Annotated in this window: 15 protein-coding genes; 5 read left to right on the top strand and 10 right to left on the bottom strand. The window is 64.5% G+C overall.

All coding sequences use genetic code 11. From position 1 onward, the window contains the following. Nucleotides 1-28: 28 nt before the first annotated feature. From acuI to V1288_RS02870, 4 genes are all read left to right on the top strand, one after another. Complete coding sequence (gene acuI / locus V1288_RS02885) at nucleotides 29-1,015, top strand: acrylyl-CoA reductase (NADPH) (RefSeq protein ID WP_334355640.1); 987 nt, start codon at nucleotides 29-31, stop codon at nucleotides 1,013-1,015. A gap of 107 nt (nucleotides 1,016-1,122) precedes the next feature. Next, entirely contained in the window at nucleotides 1,123-1,752 is a 630-nt protein-coding gene (locus V1288_RS02880; RefSeq protein WP_334355639.1) for a hypothetical protein, read from the top strand. A 229-nt stretch (nucleotides 1,753-1,981) separates the two neighbouring features. After that, nucleotides 1,982-2,215, top strand: a complete 234-nt coding sequence (locus tag V1288_RS02875) for a DUF6894 family protein (protein ID WP_334355638.1) — start codon at nucleotides 1,982-1,984, stop codon at nucleotides 2,213-2,215. Nucleotides 2,216-2,485: 270 nt separating this feature from the next. Beyond that, entirely contained in the window at nucleotides 2,486-4,174 is a 1,689-nt protein-coding gene (locus tag V1288_RS02870) for a methyl-accepting chemotaxis protein (RefSeq protein ID WP_334355637.1), read from the top strand. 4 nt (nucleotides 4,175-4,178) lie between these two features. On the opposite strand, the gene V1288_RS02865 is transcribed toward V1288_RS02870, so the two are convergent. The 5 genes from V1288_RS02865 to ygfZ all read right to left on the bottom strand — a co-directional run bounded on the left by V1288_RS02865 (nucleotide 4,179) and on the right by ygfZ (nucleotide 9,694). After that, the gene (locus V1288_RS02865; protein WP_334355636.1) at nucleotides 4,179-6,881 is read right to left on the bottom strand and encodes a DUF2339 domain-containing protein; all 2,703 of its coding nucleotides are present in this window, start codon (nucleotides 6,879-6,881) and stop codon (nucleotides 4,179-4,181) included. 102 nt (nucleotides 6,882-6,983) lie between these two features. After that, a complete protein-coding gene (locus V1288_RS02860) occupies nucleotides 6,984-7,490 on the bottom strand; it encodes a tyrosine phosphatase family protein (protein ID WP_334355635.1) in 507 nt (168 codons plus the stop codon). Between the two features lie 91 nt (nucleotides 7,491-7,581). Then, nucleotides 7,582-8,193: an HD family hydrolase gene (locus V1288_RS02855; RefSeq protein WP_334355634.1), complete on the bottom strand. Its 612-nt coding sequence runs from the start codon at nucleotides 8,191-8,193 to the stop codon at nucleotides 7,582-7,584. Then, on the bottom strand, nucleotides 8,190-8,816 hold the full coding sequence (locus tag V1288_RS02850; RefSeq protein ID WP_334355633.1) for a DNA-3-methyladenine glycosylase I: 627 nt from the start codon (nucleotides 8,814-8,816) through the stop codon (nucleotides 8,190-8,192). Before V1288_RS02850 ends, V1288_RS02855 begins: the two co-directional genes overlap by 4 nt. Continuing rightward, nucleotides 8,813-9,694: a CAF17-like 4Fe-4S cluster assembly/insertion protein YgfZ gene (ygfZ, locus tag V1288_RS02845; RefSeq protein WP_334355632.1), complete on the bottom strand. Its 882-nt coding sequence runs from the start codon at nucleotides 9,692-9,694 to the stop codon at nucleotides 8,813-8,815. The genes V1288_RS02850 and ygfZ overlap by 4 nt, the downstream gene beginning before the upstream one ends. Before the next feature lie 138 nt (nucleotides 9,695-9,832). Here ygfZ and V1288_RS02840 point away from each other — a divergent pair, with 138 nt between their 5' ends. Further along, nucleotides 9,833-11,167: a dihydroorotase gene (locus tag V1288_RS02840; protein ID WP_334355631.1), complete on the top strand. Its 1,335-nt coding sequence runs from the start codon at nucleotides 9,833-9,835 to the stop codon at nucleotides 11,165-11,167. Between the two features lie 99 nt (nucleotides 11,168-11,266). Here V1288_RS02840 and V1288_RS02835 read toward each other — a convergent pair whose 3' ends face one another. The 5 genes from V1288_RS02835 to V1288_RS02815 form a co-directional block, all read right to left on the bottom strand. Then, nucleotides 11,267-11,533: a hypothetical protein gene (locus V1288_RS02835; protein ID WP_334355630.1), complete on the bottom strand. Its 267-nt coding sequence runs from the start codon at nucleotides 11,531-11,533 to the stop codon at nucleotides 11,267-11,269. Nucleotides 11,534-11,685: 152 nt separating this feature from the next. Continuing rightward, entirely contained in the window at nucleotides 11,686-12,324 is a 639-nt protein-coding gene (locus V1288_RS02830) for an HAD family hydrolase (protein ID WP_334355629.1), read from the bottom strand. Between the two features lie 6 nt (nucleotides 12,325-12,330). Continuing rightward, nucleotides 12,331-12,708 carry a TIGR02301 family protein gene (locus V1288_RS02825; protein ID WP_334355628.1) on the bottom strand — a complete coding sequence of 126 codons (378 nt, stop codon included), beginning with the start codon at nucleotides 12,706-12,708 and terminating at the stop codon, nucleotides 12,331-12,333. A gap of 63 nt (nucleotides 12,709-12,771) precedes the next feature. Further along, complete coding sequence (locus tag V1288_RS02820) at nucleotides 12,772-13,191, bottom strand: NUDIX hydrolase (protein ID WP_334355627.1); 420 nt, start codon at nucleotides 13,189-13,191, stop codon at nucleotides 12,772-12,774. A gap of 99 nt (nucleotides 13,192-13,290) precedes the next feature. Beyond that, nucleotides 13,291-13,806, bottom strand: a complete 516-nt coding sequence (locus V1288_RS02815) for a hypothetical protein (protein WP_442893906.1) — start codon at nucleotides 13,804-13,806, stop codon at nucleotides 13,291-13,293. Nucleotides 13,807-13,829 lie beyond the last annotated feature (23 nt).

Below are 13,829 nucleotides of genomic sequence, written 5' to 3'. Positions count from 1 at the left end.
GGGCAGAGAAAAGTCCGGGGAGTTTGCCGTGGGAACGTTCAAGGCCATCAGGATCGACAGGGCGGACAAGGCCACCACCGCCGCGCTGACGCAGTTCGACGAAGCCGAATTGATGGAAGGCGACGTCACGGTCGCGGTCGAGTGGTCGACGTTGAACTACAAGGATGGTCTGGCCGTCACCGGCAAGGCCCCCGTGGTGCGGCGTTTCCCGATGATTGCCGGCATCGATTTCGCAGGCACCGTCGAACAATCCTCGCATCCGGACTGGAAGGCCGGCGACAAGGTCGTCTGTAACGGCTGGGGCATGGGTGAGACCCATCTCGGCGCCTATGCCGAAAAAGCGCGCGTCAAGGGCGACTGGCTGGTGCGGCTGCCCGACGGGATGTCGACGCGCGAGGCGATGGCGATCGGCACCGCCGGCTACACCGCAATGCTGTCGGTGCTGGCGCTGGAGAAGCACGGCCTGACGCCTGCAAGCGGCCCTGTCGTGGTGACCGGCGCCGCCGGCGGCGTCGGTTCGGTCGCCACCGCCGTGTTCTCGAAACTCGGCTATCACGTCATCGCATCCACCGGGCGGATGTCGGAGGCCGACTATCTCAAGGGCCTCGGTGCGGCCGAGGTGATCGACCGTGCCGAGCTCGCAGGCCCCGCCAAGGCGCTGGCGAAGGAGCGCTGGGCGGGCGGCGTCGACAGCGTCGGCTCGACCACGCTCGCCAACTTGCTCTCGATGACGAAATATGGCGGCGCCATTGCCGCTTGCGGCCTTGCCGCCGGCATGGACCTGCCGTCCTCGGTCGCGCCGTTTATTTTGCGCGGGGTGTGCCTTCTCGGCATCGATTCCGTGATGTGCCCGATCGGACAGCGCAAGCTTGCCTGGAACCGTCTCGTCGGCGATTTGGATAAGGGAAAACTTGCTGATATTACTCAGGAAATCACCCTCGACCAAGTCATCGGAACCGGCGCTAAAATCCTGGCCGGTCAGGTCCGCGGTCGAATCGTGGTAAAGATTCTCTAACGGTGTTCAGACTTTACCAACGAACCTGCTCCAATGTTGCCACGGTTGATATGGTAAGCACGGGGTAAAGGCGGGCGCCCGCGCTCTTGTTAGGTTGGAGTAGCTGCATGCTTGCGCGTTTGGTTCTGGGGGCCGTCACGGCCGGTGCGATGATCGTTCCTGCGCTGGCCGGGAGCATGAATGCCGACGAGGCGCGCAGGTTTGTGAGCGGCAAGGTCTTCGCCTTTACCTGTTTTGACGGCACCCGCGGCGCCGGCCGTATCCTCGACGATCTCGGTGCAACCGGCTCCGTGCAATTCAGCGGCTCAGGACCGATCCGCCATGTACGCCTGCCCGGCAACACGCTGCAGATTCGCGGACAGGCCGTCTGCGCTTCCATCAAGGGTCTTCCGTTCGAGCCGTGCTTCAATCTCGACAAGCGCGACGATCGTTCGTTCCGCGGATCGGTTTCCGGCATGGGCTTCGCCTATTGCGATTTCCGCCATCAGGGCGCCTCGCAGATGCTGATGGCGCGGTCTGTGGCGCGGCCGCGCTCGCTGCATCGTCGGGAGGAGCCGTCGCGCGCGGCGGCTGATGCACGTGCCGAGGTAACGGCGCGGGTCGAAACGCCGGCGGTCGAGAGCGCCAAGCTCGAGCCGGTGAAATCCGAGCCGAAGGCCGAAGCGGCCAAGGAAGCGGCCAAGTCTGAGCCGGCCAACGCCGAGGGCGCCCCAGAGCTGCGCCGCTCGACCGATTGATCACAGAAACCACGTTCGCGACCGCAACAAGCTGCCTCGGGATTGAATGGCCGCGCAACGGGTCCGGGCACCGGCGCGCGGCCGGTCACTGGGCCGCCATCCCGCATCATTGGTGATGCACGAACCCGTAGTCATACGGGCTGGCGCATTCATGTCCTGGTAGCGAATCTCATTCCAACTGGTGACCGGCAGAGAAGGCCGGGAGGCGGCCCAACACGTGAGATCAATCATGCCGCTATATTTTTTTCGGATCAGCCACGGCCACTACGCCGGCGCGTCCGATCAGGGATCCGAATTCGAAAGCCGCGAGGCCGCGTGGACCGAGATGACGAGCGTCTGCGGCAATCTCCTCGGCAGCCTTTCGCGCGGCCTGAAACAGAACGCCGAATGGCGGATGGAGCTTCTGGACGAAGCCAAGAAGCCGGTGTTCAGGATTCGCCTTGTCGCGGAATCCGTTGGTTAGAGCGTTTTTCAGCGAAGTGGAGACCGGTTCGCGCTAACAAAACGCGTCAAATCAAAAATCTAGAGCCGCGTTCCGATTCCATCGGAACGGAAAAGGCTCCAGGGCTCCATCCCGTGTGCCTCCCCGCAAGCGGGTAATTTTACGGAGCGCCGCATTAACCTTCGCTTGCGACCTGATGCGTACTGTTGCCGAATATTCCCGGCGCATCGAAGATTGACGGCAGTTCCTCATAATTCAGCGGCGCCTGTCTCCAACGCTTGAGAGCCAGTCATGTCCGCACTTTCCATCCGCGCCAAGGTCATCGCCGTGATCGCATTCATGCTGATCGCGATGTCCGGCATGGGCCTGCTGGCTATCCGCAGCATGCAGGTGATCAACGCCCACACGGTGGAAATCTCCTCGAGCTGGCTTCCGAGCGTTCGGGTGCTCGGCGAATTGCGCGCGGACATCAACCTGTTCCGCATTGCGCTCCGTGCCCATGTGATGGCGGAAACGCTGGAGGCGAAGGCCGCCAACGACAAGCGACTGGCCGGCATCCTCGAAAGGATCGCGAAAGATCGCAAGGCATACGCGCCGATGATTTCTACGCCCGAAGAGCGCTCGATCCATGAGAACTGGGCGCGCGCCTGGGACAGATACATGACGGGCGTCCAGGAAGTGATCGAGTTGTCGCGCCAGAGCATCGGGCGGATCCCCCATGAAGCGAGCGAGGCCATCTCCAAGAAGGTTGCGGTCATCGCCGCCGAATCCGATGCGTTCCTGGAAAAATCCATCAACCTCAACAACGCGGGCGCGGACGCTGCGACCCGGCAGGCCGCGGAAGGCTATAATTTTGCATTCTGGATCGTACTGGGCATTGTCGCTGCCGTCATCATTTGCGGCATCGGCGTGGGACTCTATTTGGTCGGCGACATCTCGAGAGGGATTGCCTCCATCGTGAAGCCGATGCAGGCGCTGGGAAACGGGGACCTGTCTGCCGAAGTGAGGCGCCGCGGTGAGAGGACCGAAATCGGCGCGATGGCCGACGCCCTGCAGGTATTCAAGGATGCGCTGATCGCCAAGAAGGCTGCCGATGAAGCCGCCGCACACGATGCCGAAGCCAAGATCGAGCGCGGCCGCCGTGTCGACAGCATCACGCGGGAGTTCGAAGCCATGATCGGCGAGATCGTTGAAACCGTGTCGTCGGCCTCGATCGAACTCGAGGCTTCGGCAGATACGCTGACTTCGACCGCGGAGCGTGCGCAGGAACTTGCGACCACTGTCTCAGCAGCCTCGGAGGAGGCCTCCACCAACGTGCAGTCGGTCGCATCCGCCACGGAGGAAATGGCGTCCTCGGTCAATGAGATCAGCCGGCAGGTACAGGAATCCGCGCGGATGGCGAGCGAGGCCGTGGATCAGGCTTCAAGGACCAATGATCGGGTCGGCGAATTGTCGAAAGCCGCCGCCCGCATCGGCGACGTGATCGAACTCATCAATAACATTGCGGGCCAGACCAATCTGCTTGCGCTCAACGCCACCATCGAGGCGGCGCGGGCCGGCGAAGCCGGCCGTGGTTTTGCGGTCGTTGCGTCCGAAGTGAAGGCGCTGGCCGAACAGACCGCCAAGGCCACCGGAGAGATTGGGCAGCAGATCACCGGCATCCAGGCAGCGACCCGGGATTCGGTCGGAGCCATCCAGGAGATCTCGGGCACGATCGGAAAGCTTTCCGAAATCTCCTCGGCGATCGCAGCCGCGGTGGAAGAGCAGGGCGCGGCGACGCAGGAAATCTCCCGCAACGTGCAGCAGGCGGCGATGGGAACGCAGATGGTCTCCGCCAACATCACCGACGTGCAGCGCGGCGCGACCGAGACCGAGACCGCTTCGTCGCACGTTCTCTCCGCGGCGCAGTTGCTGTCGGGCGACAGCAACCGTCTCAAGATCGAGGTCGCCAAATTCCTCGAGTCGATGCGCGCCGCCTGACGGATCAGCTTCCCGAGGAAGCAGCCGGTGCAGGCGGCGGCGATGCTGCTTGCCTGCGGAACAGGATCCGCTGGTACAGCCAGCCGATCGCCACCAGCACCAGCCCGAGGCACATGAACGACAGCGCGCGATAGACGCCCGTGAGCGTCGACATGTCGATCAGGAAGGCTTTCAGGATCGTCAGTCCGATGACGACCGCTGACGCCAGCCGCGCGCGCTGTGAGTTGAAGAGAATGCCGATGCCGAGCAGTACGACGCCGAACGCCAGGTACGCGATCGAGTAGGTGTATTGCTCGGCGCCGGTGGTCGGACCGACCGAGATCGCCGGTCCATGATAGATTCGCCTGATCTCGAACGTCACATAGGCCAGCGCGACAATGAGCGCTCCCGCCGCGATCGTATTGGCGTAGGCCACGGGGCGGCGGCCTGCCACGGCATAGGACAATAGCAGCGCGAGAACCGCGGGCAGGGCGTAGCCGAGCAGCAACAGGTTGATGACGATGCCGCCGACATCGATCAACCAGAGAATCGGGTTCTCAAGCACCATCAGCCCGAACACCGCTGCAAGACCGGCAAACGCGGTCAGCAGGATCGCGCCGGCATTGTGAATGACGCTGCCGGTGCGGATGCGCAGGCGCTCCAGCCCGATCGCCATCGCCAGCGCGACGCAGACCTGCAGCGCGACCTCGGTGAGGCCGGCGCTTTGGCGATAGACGTCGCCCTGATTGACGGCGTGGCGGATTTCCATGAACGCCAGCAGCACCGTGAACAGGATCGCCGCCGATTCCACTGTTCGCAGCGGCGCATCATCTCCGCCACGGCGCAGCAAGATGCTGCCGGCCCAGAACGACGCCGCCGGAATACCGTAGCCCCACAATAGCCAGTTGAAGATCGGCGTGGTGCCGACGGCGCTGCCAACAATGCGCGGCTCATAGCCGATACGCAGCACCACGATGCCGGCGAGGATGGCCGCGAGTGCGCGCAGGAACGGGATCGGCCGCTGCGTCGAGATCCAGGCGGTGCCTGCCGACATCAGCGCCAGCGCGATCGTCAGCCAGCCCTTTTCCAGTGCAAAGGTCAGCGCCAGCGCCAGTGCTGCGAGCGTACCGGTCGCAAACAGCGCGATCGAGGCCTGCAAGCCTGGACGGTCCTCGCGCTTGCTGAGGATCTCAGTCGCAGCGGCATGCGCTGCGGCCAGCATCACTGCGAGAATCGCAAACGGGATCGAGCGGTCGAGATGCGCGATGCGGGCATAGAGCGCGACCAGCAGCGCCAGCGGCGTGAAGACCGCCGCGGCCGACCAGATCACCGGTATGACGGGCCCGGCGAAGCGGCCCTGTGCCAGGAACCCCGCCACGCCAAAACCCGCGGCGAAGATCGCGGCCGATATCAGGTGCAGCGACACCGATCCGTCCGTGGCGCTCGGCCCGATGCCGGGCAATGGGCCGCCGGGCAGCACCAGCATGTCGGGATTGGCTCGAACGGCCCATTCGGCAAACACGACGAAGACCAGCGCAGCCGCAGCCCCGACCACGCCGGCGGCAGCATCGCTGCGCCAGGCGACGAACAGGCTGCCCGCTACCAGCAGGCCGAACACGATCATCGCGGCGTCGTCATGAAAACTGTTCAGCACGATCAACGTGGCCCCGAGCAGATAGGCCGCAAGCGCGCCGGATGAGATCGGCTCGACCTGGCCCTCGTCGGCGGGCGGGCCGAACATGAAACCGCACACCACGAGCAGCGCGGCGAGAATGAAGCCGGCGAGCACATGGAACGCATGCGGGCCGACCATCGATGGACCGCATTGCAGGCAGGGGAACGTCCACAGCAGTGCGAACGCGATCGTGGTGACCGCGAGCCAGCGCCACAGCCTGACGCGCGCCAGACCGAAGGCGGCCGCGGTGACGATCGCGAGATAGATGTAGAGCGCCCAGAAGTCCGGCTTGCCGGACGAGACCAGGACCGGCGTCACGAAGGCGCCGACGACGCCGAGGCCGGCGAGCGCCGGCCCGTGCAGCAGCGCTGCGGCCAGCGTGCCCATCGCCACCAGCCCGAGCAGGATGAACGCGGTGGCGGGCACCAGGAAGCCGTACAGCGCATAGGCGGCGTACACCGTGGCAAACGCCACGGCCGTTCCGGCGGCGGTCAGAATGGCCGGAATGTTGGCGATCGGCGTTGCTTCGATGGCGGAGATGCTTTCCTTGCGGCGGGTCCATTCGCCTGCAAGCAGCAGGGCAAGCGCGAACAGGCCGCCCAGCATGGTGCGGACGCCCGGGCCGAGCAGGCCGGCCTCGATCGAATAGCGCACCATGAAGAACCCGCCAAGCGCCAGCGTCAGCCCGCCGATCCATACCACCCAGCGGGTGCCGACGGTTTCCTCGAAGCCACGATCGGGTTGTGGCAACGGCGGTGGCGGCGGTGGTGGCGCGCTGCCTGCGGGCTGGTCTGACGCCTCGGCGGGCGTGACGGATTCGACGTCGGGTGCGATCGGCGGTGGTATCGATGCGGCCGAGGCCGGCGGCAGGGTCTGCTCGAATGCTTCAAATGGCGTGAGCGGCGGAGGCGCGTGCGCCGCGGCGGCCGCCGGCGCTTGGATCGCCTCCAGGCGCTGTCGCAACTCCGCCACCTGGTTCATGGCCTTTCGCGCGAAGATCAGCGCGACGATCGCGATCACGAGCGCGAAGAAAACGAAGGGGGCGTCGAACATCAGGCCTCCAGGCGGGCGCGTCATACCGTTAACCGGCCACGTCGGCAGCCCGGTTGCAATCCTGTGAGTGCAGCTTTACCCGCTAAAAGTTCAAATCTGGCGCTATTCCAGATCGAGCTGGAATGGCCGGCCCTCGACCGTCATGCTGCCCGGGCCCATCTCGTCGAGTGCGCGCAGCATTCGGCCCTCGCGTCCCAGCGCCTTGTCGGCGAGGCTGACGATCAGCCGGTTGGGAGAGGCAATCGGGGACCGGGCGCGAATTTGCCTCGCGATCTCGATCTCGTCGCGGTGCGGATTGAGCGCGCAGGCGGCCGCAAAGGCGCTCGCGGTGGAGCGGCTGATGCCGGCATAGCAGTGCACCACCATTGGCGCGCTGCGGTCCCAGCCACGGACGAAGTTCAGCACTCTTTCGATATGATGATCTGCCGGCGCGACAAAGCCGTCCAACTGCTCGGTGATGTCGTCCATCGACACTTTCAGATGGTTGGCCTCGAGCACCGAAGCCGGCCGCAGCACCTGATCGACATTGGCCATCACGGTGAGGATGTGGCTGGCGCCGGTGGCTCTTACGGTCTCGGGAAGGGCAGCAAGCGAACAGATGTGAAGCATGGTGATCCTGCGAGGCGTTCCCTGGAAGGTCCTGTTTTGCCACGATTATAGGCGCGCGAGTGGGGCGGCGAAAGCAGGTTTGCGCGGGCGATCAACCGAGCAGCAGCTTGAATCGCGCCAAAAACTGCTTCTCGGCCCGGGCCGCGGTCCACGGCGTCAGATAATCGCGCACCGTGGCCTCGGGCAGGCCCGGATCCCTGCCGAACAGGCGCTTGGCCTCGGCCTGTGAAAATCCGGCCAGACGGGTGGCTTCGAGATAGGCCGCACCACGATCGGCTGCCTTGATCGCTTTGGTGATTTCATCGGCGAGAATTGGCGGCAATCCGAAGCGAATATGGATCGCCGCGAGCAGACGGTTCTCCACCACCTTGTAGTCGCCGCCGAGCACCGCCTTGAACGGCGAGATCATGTCGCCGATGACATATTCCGGCGCGTCGTGCAGCAGCGCTGCGAGCCGGAAGCGGACGTCGACGCGCGGCATCTGCTCGCGCATGACGGTTTCCACCAGCAGCGTGTGCTGCGCCACCGAGAAAATATGCGCGCCGCTGGTTTGCCCGTTCCAGCGTGCGACGCGCGCCAGGCCATGGGCGATATCGGCGATCTCGATATCGAGCGGGGAGGGATCGAGCAGGTCGAGCCGCCGCCCCGACAGCATCCGCTGCCAGGCGCGGGTGGCGATGCTGGTCGATTTCCGCGCCGTCATTTGGCCTTGAGGCGGGGCTTGCGAAGTTTGCCGCTGCAGCTCTCGTGGCAGAAGCAGGTGACCAGGTGGTCGTTGACCATGCCGGTGGCCTGCATGAAGGCATACACGATGGTCGGCCCGACGAATTTGAAGCCGCGCGCGCCGAGCTCCTTTGAAATCTTGATCGAGACCGGCGTCGAGGCTGGCACGCTGGCGGTGGTCTTGAACTGGTTGACGATGGGTTTGCCGTCGACGAAGTCCCACAGGAATTTGGAGAAGCCGGCGCCTTCTTCCATGATCTTGAGATAAGCCTTGGCGCTGTTGACCGCGCCTTCGATCTTGGCGCGGTTGCGGACGATGCCGGCATCGTTCATCAGCTCGTGGACTTTCTTGGCATTGTAGCGCGCGATCTTCTCCGGCTGGAAATCGTCGAACGCTTTGCGGAAGTTTTCGCGCTTGCGCAGGATCGTGATCCACGACAGCCCGGCCTGGAAACCGTCGAGGATCAGCTTTTCATACAGCGCGCGGTCGTCATACTCCGGCACACCCCATTCGGTGTCGTGATAGGCCATGTAGAACGGATCTTCGCCGGGCCATGGGCACCGTGTTTTGCCGTCGGCGTGCAGGCGCGCAGATCGGCTCATGCGACGGTCTGCTTCGGTGGAATGCGAACGTCGTTCGGGTCGGTCAGGCGGATCGCAAGGCCACCGGAGCTAAGCGACGCACCGGCATCCAGCGCGTCCGCTACGCGATCGATCCGGAGCAGGGCCAGGCCCTTGCCACCAGCGGTCGAGCCCATGGTGCCGACTTGCTTGTCACCGGCGACAACCGGTATGCCGGTCTCGGGCGAAAAGTCTTCCAGCGTGACCCGCACGATCCGCGTGCGCGCGGTCCCGCGATGCTGCATCCGCGACACCACTTCCTGGCCGACATAGCAGCCTTTGTCGAAATCGACGCCGTGCAGGCGGTCCATATTGGCCTCATGCGGAAACGCGTCGCTGTACATGAAATCGAGCCCGCCGCGCGGCACGCCCAAGGCGATGCGATGGGCCTCGTAGGCGTCGTTGTCGACGAGATCGGCGCCGACCAGATCGGCGATCTTCTGCTTGAGATCTTCGGGCACGAGAATGCGCCAGCCCAGCGCTTCATGTCGCGGATCGGCAAAAGCCAGATCCGGCTTCATGGTGGGCTCACCGTCCCACACCGCCAGCGCACCCATGCTGTCGGAAATGTTCTCGACCGCGACCTTGGCGCGCAGCTTGTAGAAACCGAGCTTGTCGGCGAGGTTCTGCGCCAGCGCGCGGGGCGCATCGATCAGGAAGCCGCCGCCATGGCCGGCCGGGGCTTCGGTGATCAGGAAATCGGCCGTGATCTTGCCCTGCGGCGTCAGCAGCGCGCCGAACCGGCCAATGCCGGGCTGCAGCAGCGTGACGTCTGTGGTGACGAGGCCATTGAGGAAGTCGCGGGCATCCGCGCCGCTGACCTTGACCACGCCCCGGTCCGGAAGAAACGCTGCTTTCATAAGCTAAATCAGCCTCTTTTGACGTTCTTTTTGAAGTTCCTGGGGAAACGCAGGTGGCGGATATCCCATGCGAAGTTAAGGCGCTAAGGTGCCCCCAACAAGGCCTGTGCGAAAGCTTGAAGCGGGCGTCGAGGACCCATGAATCAACGATTTGACACCATTCTAAAATCCGGCACCGTGGTCAATCAGGACGGCGAGGGCATCCGCGACATCGGGATTTCCAATGGCCGGATCGCCGCGATCGGCGGGCTGGGACAGGCTTCCGCCGGCGAGACGATCGACTGCAAGGGTCTGCACATCCTGCCTGGCGTGATTGACACGCAAGTTCATTTCCGCGAGCCCGGGCTGACGCACAAGGAGGACCTCGAGACCGGCTCGCGCAGCGCCGTGATGGGCGGGGTTACCGCGGTGTTCGAGATGCCGAACACTAATCCGCTCACGGTCACCGAGGAGGCGTTCACCGCCAAGATCAAGGCTGGCCACCATCGTATGCATTGCGATTTTGCGTTCTTTATCGGCGGCACGCGCGAGAACGTGAACCATCTGCCTGAGCTGGAGCGCGCGGAAGGTTGTGCCGGCGTGAAAGTGTTCATCGGCTCCTCCACCGGCGCGCTATTGGTCGAGGACGATGAAAGCCTGCGGCGCATCTTTCAGGTGATCCGTCGCCGCGCCGCGTTTCACGCCGAGGACGAATACCGCCTCAACGACCGCAAGCCGCTCCGCATCGAGGGCGATCCGCGCTCGCATCCGGTGTGGCGGGACGAGACTGCGGCGCTGATGGCGACCCAGCGGCTGGTCAGTCTCGCGCGCGAGACAGGCAAGCGCATCCACGTCCTGCACATCTCGACCAAGCAGGAGATCGGGTATCTGCGCGATCACAAGGATTTCGCGTCCTGCGAGGCGACGCCGCATCATCTGACGATGGCCGCGCCCGAGTGCTACGAGCGGCTCGGCACGCTTGCACAGATGAACCCGCCGGTGCGCTCGGCCGATCACCGCGAAGCGATCTGGTATGGCATCGAGCAGGGCATCATCGACGTGCTCGGCTCCGATCACGCCCCGCATACGCTGGAGGAAAAGGTCAAGACCTATCCAGCTTCGCCCTCGGGCATGACAGGGGTGCAGACGCTGGTGCCGCTGATGCTCGATCACGTCAATGCCGGACGCTTGTCGCTGGCGCGTTTCGTCGATCTGACCAGCGCAGGTCCCTCGCGGCTCTACAACATCGCCTGCAAGGGCCGTATCGCGGCGGGTTACGACGCCGATTTCACCATCGTCGATCTGAAGCGCACGGAGACCATCACCAACCAATGGGTAGCCTCGCGCGCCGGCTGGACGCCCTATGACGGCGTCCGCGTCACCGGCTGGCCGGTCGGCACCTTCGTGCGCGGCAGGCGCGTGATGTGGCAGGGTGAGGTGACGACGCCGTCGACCGGCGAGCCGGTACGGTTCCTGGAGACGTTGAAGGCGTAGTTCTCCGTCATTGCGAGCGCAGCGAAGCAATCCGTAGCGCGGCATAACAGATAGGTGGATTGCTTCGTCGCTGCGCTCCTCGCAATGACGGTGCAGCCGTTACTGCTTCGCCAGCGACAGCGAAAACTCGCCGTTCTTCACACGAGCCGACAGGCCCTCGACGAACTTCGCCACCGCGTCCTCGCCATAGGTCGAGACCAGTTCGGCCAGCGCCGTGAACAGGCTCGCCTGCGCGAGGCAGTCGCCATCGACGCCTTCATGCCGCGCTTCCGCCCAGGCCTCGCTCAAATAGCTCAGCGCAGTCTGCTTCTGCTCGAGGTCGGGAAGCGGGTCGTGGGCGATCGGGAAAGCGGCTGGGCGGCTCATGAAGCTCAACGAAATCTGCGCGCGAACCAGGGCGGAACGCATCTTGATGCGACAAGCTCTAGCACGCGGTGCGGGCTCGCCTAGGCCACATCTTTAGGAAAGGTTAACGGCGCCGCCGGAATTTCCGGCGGCCGCCGCGGGTTCCAAATATTTCAGGGAATGCAATCCAAAATCGCTCCCGGCGTGGCGCAAATATGCTGCGCGCCGGCCTGCAGCAGCTCGTCGCGGCTGCCATAGCCGTACAACACGCCGATGCCCTTCATGCCGTTGTTTTTCGCGCCGACCATGTCGTGGCTGCGGTCGCCGATCATCAGGGTTTTCGCCGGATCGACCGACGTCTCCTTCAGCGCGTGTTCCAGCAGATGCGACTTGTCCGTGCGCGTGCCGTCGAGCTCGGCACCGAACACGCGCTCGAAATGGCTGCGCAGGCCGAAATGGTCGACGATGCGGTCAGCGAACACGTGCGCCTTGCTGGTGGCGACGAACAGCCGATGGCCCGATGCGCATAGCGACGTCAGCACCTCGCTGATGCCATCGTAGACGCCGTTCTCATACAGGCCGATGTCGGAAAATCGCTCGCGGTAGAGCGACACCGCGCGATCGGCCGAATGGTCGCCGCCAAGCAATCGCACGAAACTCGTGCGCAGCGGCGGGCCGATGCACCAGGTCAGTTCGTCCGCGGTCGGGATCGTAGGATGATCGAGCCTTTGCAGCGCGTACTGGATCGAACGGGTGATGCCCAGCTTGGGGTCCGTCAGCGTTCCGTCAAGGTCGAAGAATATCGCGTCCATGGTTGCCTAGTTCGCGTAGCGCGCGGTGAGATCGCGCGAGATCTTTGAACCTTCCTCGATATATCTGCGGATCGCAACCGACGCCGCGGGCGTGCAGGTCCGGTAGGTCTGCTGAAACCCGTTATAGCCGCGGTTGAAGCCGGCGATCATGCGGGCGCGGCGGTCGCCGGAGGGGGTTTCGGCGTCGATCAGCGCCTGCATTTCGTTGCGCCATTTCGCCCCTTCATTGGCGCCGCAAATGCCCCGGAGATAGTGCAGGGTGCCGAGAATCTCGGCTAGCCGCTGCAGATCGCCGTCAAACGGCGCGGCAGCATCCTGGGCCCGCACGGGGGCCGCATGGCAGGCCGAGATGAGGATGAGGGCGGCGAGGGCGTGCTTGAGCATTTGAGGGCCGATATGCCCCCTCAAGACGCCCGAGGCAAGGCGTGAGGCCCTGCAAGGGGCCGCCTAGACCAGCTTCCGGGCGGCCTCAATGACTTCCAGGAGGCCGCCGGTAACCTTGAGATCGCCGAGCCCATCCGGCGCCAGCCATTTGAAATCGTCGTGCTCGTCATTCAGGACCGGCTCCCGGGCCGTCCAGCGCGCCGCGAACGACATGATCAGATAGTGCCCGCCGCCGCCGGCCCCGGGCAGCACCTCGCGCCAGCCGGCCAGGCCCAAAATCTCGATTCTCAAGCCGGTTTCCTCATCCACCTCGCGGTGGAGCGCGGTGTGCAGCGATTCGCCGAATTCAACCCGGCCGCCGGGGAGCGAGTAAAAACCCTTGCCCGGCGAGCGGGCGCGGCGGACCAGGAGGACCTTGCCGTCACGGAAGATCGCGCCGCTGACGGCGAGTTGGGGGCGGGTCGGCTGGACGGGGGAAGCCAAGGCGTGATCCGGTACGCTGGGGAACTTGCTGTGCAAACGATCATGCCCGATCGGCTCGCGCAGGTCTAATGCGGCTGATGGCAGCGAACCGTGGCGCGGCTAGTTCGACATGGCCGCTTCGAGGCTGGTCTCGGCGCTGCCGTTGATGACGCCACCGGCCAGCGCCACTAGCGGCTTGACCCACGCGGTGGCCTGCTCGGCCAGCGTGGCGCGGGTCTTGTCCTGCTGCGCCTCGCGCATCGCCTTGCCGACCGCGGTCAGGATCGAGGTCATGGTCGCGGTGAGATTGTCGAAATCGGCCCGGACCTTGGGGTCGGCGCATTCATAGGCCTCGATCGCGAGGTCGCGGGCCTTGAAGTTGGAGGCCCAGAAATGCTCCGCGTAGGACAGTGGCGTCCAGGTCAGAAAATCTTCCGCGCATTCCGGCATGTCCGGAACCATTTCGAGCAGCATGACGGCTTCGTTGAAATGGTTCAGGTAGTCGGTGGCGAGCCCGGTGCGGGGATTGATGTTGGCGGCGCGCAATTGCGCCGCGCGGGCCTCGTCTACAGGGCCCGTCGTCGGTGGCGGCATCGGGCGATCGGATCGCACTTCTGTGGCGGCCGTGGAGGTCATCGGTCTCACTGTTAACATCTGGG

Source organism: Bradyrhizobium sp. AZCC 2176, assembly GCF_036924645.1.
GTDB lineage: Bacteria > Pseudomonadota > Alphaproteobacteria > Rhizobiales > Xanthobacteraceae > Bradyrhizobium.
The sequence above is the reverse complement of the archived record's forward strand: the minus strand, read 5'-3'. Positions and strand labels throughout refer to the sequence as shown.

Bases quoted from the DNA above. Each gene is read 5' to 3' on its own strand.
- V1288_RS02815 (WP_442893906.1), bottom strand. From the start codon at position 13,806: ATGACCTCCACGGCCGCCACAGAAGTGCGATCCGATCGCCCGATGCCG.
- V1288_RS02850 (WP_334355633.1), bottom strand. From the start codon at position 8,816: ATGAGCCGATCTGCGCGCCTGCACGCCGACGGCAAAACACGGTGCCCA.
- V1288_RS02855 (WP_334355634.1), bottom strand. From the start codon at position 8,193: ATGACGGCGCGGAAATCGACCAGCATCGCCACCCGCGCCTGGCAGCGG.
- V1288_RS02830 (WP_334355629.1), bottom strand. From the start codon at position 12,324: ATGGACGCGATATTCTTCGACCTTGACGGAACGCTGACGGACCCCAAG.
- V1288_RS02870 (WP_334355637.1), top strand. From the start codon at position 2,486: ATGTCCGCACTTTCCATCCGCGCCAAGGTCATCGCCGTGATCGCATTC.
- V1288_RS02835 (WP_334355630.1), bottom strand. From the start codon at position 11,533: ATGAGCCGCCCAGCCGCTTTCCCGATCGCCCACGACCCGCTTCCCGAC.
- ygfZ (WP_334355632.1), bottom strand. From the start codon at position 9,694: ATGAAAGCAGCGTTTCTTCCGGACCGGGGCGTGGTCAAGGTCAGCGGC.
- V1288_RS02825 (WP_334355628.1), bottom strand. From the start codon at position 12,708: ATGCTCAAGCACGCCCTCGCCGCCCTCATCCTCATCTCGGCCTGCCAT.
- V1288_RS02875 (WP_334355638.1), top strand. From the start codon at position 1,982: ATGCCGCTATATTTTTTTCGGATCAGCCACGGCCACTACGCCGGCGCG.
- V1288_RS02880 (WP_334355639.1), top strand. From the start codon at position 1,123: ATGCTTGCGCGTTTGGTTCTGGGGGCCGTCACGGCCGGTGCGATGATC.
- V1288_RS02840 (WP_334355631.1), top strand. From the start codon at position 9,833: ATGAATCAACGATTTGACACCATTCTAAAATCCGGCACCGTGGTCAAT.
- V1288_RS02860 (WP_334355635.1), bottom strand. From the start codon at position 7,490: ATGCTTCACATCTGTTCGCTTGCTGCCCTTCCCGAGACCGTAAGAGCC.
- V1288_RS02865 (WP_334355636.1), bottom strand. From the start codon at position 6,881: ATGTTCGACGCCCCCTTCGTTTTCTTCGCGCTCGTGATCGCGATCGTC.